The organism is Actinomycetota bacterium, assembly GCA_030017835.1.
Taxonomy (GTDB): Bacteria; Actinomycetota; Aquicultoria; order UBA3085; family Oleimmundimicrobiaceae; genus Yes70-04.
In genome coordinates, this window is record JASEGU010000039.1 from 1 (window position 1) to 5,195 (window position 5,195).

The following is a 5,195-nucleotide window of genomic DNA, read 5'->3' on the forward strand; positions in this document are numbered from 1 at the left end:
AGTCACCTCCTTAAGACAAGTTCTTCGATAAATCCAGTTCCACCTCGATCTTTGGTAGGCTTTTCTTGCCAAGCTGAAGGATAAACTTATCGCCATCGCCTTTTACCGGAATAAAGAGATGGCCTTTTGCCGTCGTTTGGTCCGCAAAGCTCGTCTCCAAATCATAATCATCAACCGAAAAGACCTCTCCTTCAACGCTTATGAGTCTCGCCTCTTCATTCCAGAAGATGAAAACCTCTTTGCCAGCCTCGTTCTTCGCCTCAATCTGTATGGTTAACAAATCGGTCCCCTTAGACTTTGAATCCCTTTTAACCGATGCGATGTTGAGCTTGACGCCCTGATATTCGGTCTCCTGGTTGGTGGGTATCGCCCTGGCGGCTGAAAAATCGGTTTCTAAAATCTCCTCCGCTTTTTGAAGGGCTTCATCCGCCTGGCCCTTTGCCCACTCCTTATGCTTGGCAAAATCCCGCACAGTCTCCTCTTTCAAGTCTTCGAAATCTTGACCCGACTGTTCAGCCATGGATTGGATGGCCGCAAGGGAGGCTTTGAGCATGGCGTCCGATTCTTCGGCGACCACACTATACATCTTGAATCCGGCAAATGAACCCAGATTAAAGAGAGTCTCTTGGGCCTTGAAAAAAACGCTGATCCATCGGTTCGGGTTGACCGATATCATCTTCGGTGATCAATACCTGCTGATTTTCGTCTATGGTGACTGCCCGACGCGTTTTGCGGTTATGGATGGTTTCTCGGCCGCCAGCCACAACCGTTCTCCCGTCGGCAGCGACATGAACCCAGACCATTCCGGAGAGCTCGGCCACGGGGGTTAAGGCCAACTTGCCCGGAGCGAGCCAAATATTGGCCAAGCCACTTTCGATATCGATCCCATCGATGAAGCCACCGTCCACTCGAACTTGAATCTTGCTATCTGGAAAGAGCGTCGCCCCGCTGGCCTGCCGTCCCGATTCGGGGTTCGGGTTATCGCTCAGGCTGGCGTAGGAGTTAGCCCTCGCCCATATCTCGGCCATCCTCTTTACATTCACAAACTCATCGACTCGCTCTTTAGTAGCACCCTCCTTCACAAAGACATCACCTGAAATGCGGGTAACATTGGTACCCTGCCGAGCCATCTCATTCCTCCTTATATTGCTCTTTGAGGTTGACCGGTAGAGTTACGGGGAGTTGCAAGCCCTGCTCCTTGGAGCAGATACAGCTCTGATTCTCTTTTACCATCACCGCGTTCCCTTTTAAATCGGAGAATTCCACCTGACCTTCGACGACCGTTAGGGTCATCGTCTCCCCATCCGTCCAGACCGAGAAGATGGTGCCCCTAATCGAATTGACGCCGAGAAACGGGATTTTAAGATCGAACTTAGATTTGGGCTTAAGCTTTCGGATGAAGGCTGTGATCGTTCCGCCTAGCAACTCAAAATCGGTCGGTCCATCTATCTTTATTTCGGTCTTGGCGCCAAGCGCCATCTTATTGCCCGCTTCGTCAACCAAGTTCACTTGCCCCTTTTTTGACATCCTGATCACATCTTTCACTTCAACGCGAAATTTATCAGCCCCCGGTTTAATTCTCTTCTTTCCCCTCATTATTTCCACCCCAGCCCCTTCGTTCTCTTCCTCAAGCGCCTCTCTTTTTATCCTCTTGAATAGCCCAAGAAGAAGGGACTCCGCCGCCTCAAGGTTAATGAAGCCTTCCGCTTGCAAGGTTGAGCATTCTGGGTGGGCTTTACAATGGGCGCATTGGCAAGTCGAATTGACCGATTTGACCTTTTTGCTGCCATCCCATACATTAACGGACGGTCCGGGCTTAGCGTGAGATTCTTTCGCGCCATCTGACATTGGACAGAATGGACGGGCTTTTCGCCCTGAGGCAGTTTCGAGCAAGCAAGTATGTCTCCCATTATCACGAAATTATTCACCAAGACCGTTTGACAAACCCTTTCGCCATTTTGGCCAATAAGAAAGAGTGCCTCTTCGTCCAAGAACTTCCCCTCTTCATGGCCGACTCCCGATACGGCGAGTGACTTCTGGTACTCGCCCAATGCCTTCTTCGCCTCCTCGGCCAACTCTTTGGGAGCAAATGCTTCCAAGATTTCGCCCAGAGAGAAGCCGGCCGGTAACCCAGGCGGGGCAACCTCCGCATCGGGACCGGGTGCCCCCTTGATGTTCTCAAAGGATTGGCGGGCTGCCTCTTTATCGGGGTGTTCCGAGATGCCCAAGTTGGCATAGTAATCGTACTCTCCGCTCCCAGGGGTCATATCCATTCCCGAAACAGCTAGAACCCCTTCCATCTGGTTGGCTAAAGCAGCCGCTTCAATGGCGCCGACATACGGATTTTCAGCCAAGGCTTGGTAGAACTCCTCCCCTTCCGACGGGAGGGGATTTAAGTGACCAAGCGTTACTGTATAGCCACCATCAGTTAGGTTATGAAGCTTGGTGATCTGCCATTGCGGGGGGAGCGGAGCAGGCAAAACTCTCTCCATCTCCTCTTTGGTTGGAAGAGCGGTTGCCCGGGTTAAACGGACCGATTCCATAAACCAGCCCTTATCGCTCACAACCTCTCCTCTCTTCTAAACCGCCGCGGGTTTCTAGTCGCCTGTGCCCGACTTTCCGCCTCTTAAAATGATGTGATATAAACACCTTCGATTTTGCCTACCCTTCCCTGCTTACGTTCGACTTGAGCAGCTGCATCACATCATTCTTCCACTGCTCCGGCGAAGAATGGATCACCCGGCCGATGAAGAGGCGGCGAAGCTCCCTCAATGCGGGTACCTTTTGCATGGTAAATTGGTATTTCTGATATTCGGGTTGCAGCAATTTCTCTTCCGGCAAGTAGATCGGCTCTCTTCTGAAGTTAATCTCAAGCATGCAGCGGTTTATCCTTTTGATGAAATCATCCACCTTCCGATGCAACCCCTCAATCTCCTTATAATTGGGATAATCATTCTTCTCGACGATCCTGAAGAAATAGGTCGCCTTGCCCCCGCCTTCGCCGCCGGTCGCCTCCATGGCGACCGCATTCCCCGGTTGATTCGGATCCGCGCTGTAAATGGGGATTAAAAACCAGATATATTCACCAGTCAAATCGCCCAATAGCCCCCGTTTGAGCCCGATGGCCATCCTCTCCTTTTGAGCGAACGAAGTTAAAAAATCGTACTCCTCTTTGAGGCCCAAAGTCTCAAGCTTCCTCTCCATTTCGAGCCAGATATCGGCCGAGACGGTTTCGATGTCGCTCCTTTTGGCCGCCCGGCCTTCCTTCATGAAGCGGGCAACCCGCCTGATGACGGAGGGGTCAGCCTGGGGCAACAGCTCTCTGAGCGAGGATTGAACCTTCAATGAGAGCTCGCTTATGGCGTCGGACAGGGCCCTTGTAACGGGATCGAACTCCCCGCCCATCTGCGAGAAGGTGAATCTTTCTCCAAATTCGGTTACGACCGTAAGGGCGTAATCTTCGGACTTTACCTCCAAGATGTCACCATAGAGTATCCTTACGGGCTCGCTCTTCTCGGGCATAAAGACGATAGCTGTCTCGTAGAGGCGAAGCTCTCCTTTGCCCTTAAACCTCTCGGAACCATCGGCCTCGAGGTGAACCAGTTCGGCTTCCACCCCCGACTTTTTGCACGTCTCCTGCATAAGCATGTCTTTGAGCAGAAGTTCGCCTCGGAGCTTGAAGAGAAACCTTAAAAAGTCTTCGTATTTGTAGCCGAGATCAAAAAGGGTGAGGATCTCCTTGGAGGAGAGGGTAAGGTTGATTCTGTACTCGCCCTCCAAGATGACCAAGATGTCTCTGAGCGAAAAGAAGAGAGTCTCGCCGAATTTTGGAAGGATGGAGATGTCTTCCTTTGCCAGCCTAATCGATGCCTGGCCGCTGGCAGTCACTTGACCCGCTTGGTCGCTCAAGGAATAGCTTGCCGGACACTCCAGGATGACTTGCTGCTTGGCCTCTTCGCCCATCACACCATCTCCTTTTTCCGTCGCCGTTCACCTAGAAAAGAAGGGTCGCTATTTTTTAAAGACAACTTAGGGGAAATAGATTCTAACAATATTCTACTATGTGCCGAAGCAAAAAGCCGCAAAAAAGTGGGATTTTAGAATTAATTAACGAGGAGTGAGGATATTATCCATTAGAGCGTAAAAATCTTTAAAATTGATTAAAAATAGTGGACTGAGATGCTTAAAACCCCTCAAGCCAGCACTACTTCTTGCCACGGCTTTTGATATCCTTCTGAAGCTGGCTGATCTTCTTCCAGCGGGCCTCCTCTAGAGCTGCTGCGCGCATCTCTTGCCGCCCCTTCTGATAGGCGAACTCCTTTTTGAGCTTGAGATAGCTCTCCAAGCGCTCCTCTAAAAGCTGTCCGTCGCTTACCGCCTGCTTAACAGCGCAGCCGATCTCCGCCTCGTGGCTGCAATCGTTGAATTTACATCTTTGGGCCAGCTCCAAGATATCGCCAAAGACCTGTTTTAGACCCTCTTCATCGCCGGTAACCTGAATCTCACGCATACCTGGGGTATCAATGACCATGCCGCCCGATGGCAGCAGGATAAGTTCCCGAAAGGTGGTGGTGTGCCGGCCCCGGCTCCCCTCCAAAATGACCTCGGCCGTCTTTAGGCGATCGCTTCCAAGGAGAGTATTGATGATGGTCGATTTGCCCACTCCCGACGAGCCCAAAAAGGCGACGGTCAGGCCGGGAGCGATATATCTATCCAGGACCTCCAGGCCGATGTTTTTGGTTGCACTTAAAGGATGGACCTCCACCCCGAGGACAACCGCTTCAACCTCGCTCACCCGCTCATCCAAGTCTTCACAAAGATCGGCTTTATTTAGCAGGATGACCGGAGTCGCCCCGCTCTCGAAGGCGAGTGAGAGATACCGTTCGATGCGGCGCAAGTTGAAGTTTTGATCCAGTCCCATGACGATGAAGACCGTCTCCACGTTGGCGGCGACGACTTGGTCCTCAAGCTCTTTGCCTGCGGCTTTGCGGATGAAAGCGCTCTTTCTGGGAAGGAGAGCGTGGATGGTGGCCCGGCCCTGGTCCTTTGCAACTTTAGCCGCTACCCAATCGCCGACGGATGGCAGCTCGCTCTTATCAACGGCCTGGTAGCGAAGCCTGCCCAAAAGTTTAGCAGTAATTTCACCGTCTTCGCCGAGGGCGATATATTCGCCCAAGTTCTCACGGATTATCCTT

Annotated in this window: 6 protein-coding genes; all 6 read right to left on the bottom strand. The window is 51.8% G+C overall.

The window, feature by feature from the left end:
- Positions 1 to 10 precede the first annotated feature (10 nt).
- A complete protein-coding gene (locus QMD53_06680) occupies positions 11 to 586 on the bottom strand; it encodes a hypothetical protein (GenBank protein ID MDI6800329.1) in 576 nt (191 codons plus the stop codon).
- Between the two features lie 25 nt (positions 587 to 611).
- Positions 612 to 1,130 carry a hypothetical protein gene (locus tag QMD53_06685; GenBank protein ID MDI6800330.1) on the bottom strand — a complete coding sequence of 173 codons (519 nt, stop codon included), beginning with the start codon at positions 1,128 to 1,130 and terminating at the stop codon, positions 612 to 614.
- A 1-nt stretch (position 1,131) separates the two neighbouring features.
- A complete protein-coding gene (locus tag QMD53_06690) occupies positions 1,132 to 1,713 on the bottom strand; it encodes a FecR domain-containing protein (GenBank protein MDI6800331.1) in 582 nt (193 codons plus the stop codon).
- Positions 1,644 to 2,564: a hypothetical protein gene (locus tag QMD53_06695; GenBank protein MDI6800332.1), complete on the bottom strand. Its 921-nt coding sequence runs from the start codon at positions 2,562 to 2,564 to the stop codon at positions 1,644 to 1,646. The genes QMD53_06690 and QMD53_06695 overlap by 70 nt, the downstream gene beginning before the upstream one ends.
- A 97-nt stretch (positions 2,565 to 2,661) precedes the next feature.
- A complete protein-coding gene (locus QMD53_06700) occupies positions 2,662 to 3,966 on the bottom strand; it encodes a hypothetical protein (protein ID MDI6800333.1) in 1,305 nt (434 codons plus the stop codon).
- 238 nt (positions 3,967 to 4,204) lie between these two features.
- Positions 4,205 to 5,195, bottom strand: a 991-nt coding sequence (gene rsgA, locus QMD53_06705) for a ribosome small subunit-dependent GTPase A (protein ID MDI6800334.1), incomplete at its 5' end; no start/stop codon positions are given.

Excerpts from the sequence above, each read along its gene's own strand:
- QMD53_06685 (MDI6800330.1), bottom strand. The coding sequence starts at position 1,130 with ATGGCTCGGCAGGGTACCAATGTTACCCGCATTTCAGGTGATGTCTTT.
- QMD53_06680 (MDI6800329.1), bottom strand. The coding sequence starts at position 586 with ATGTATAGTGTGGTCGCCGAAGAATCGGACGCCATGCTCAAAGCCTCC.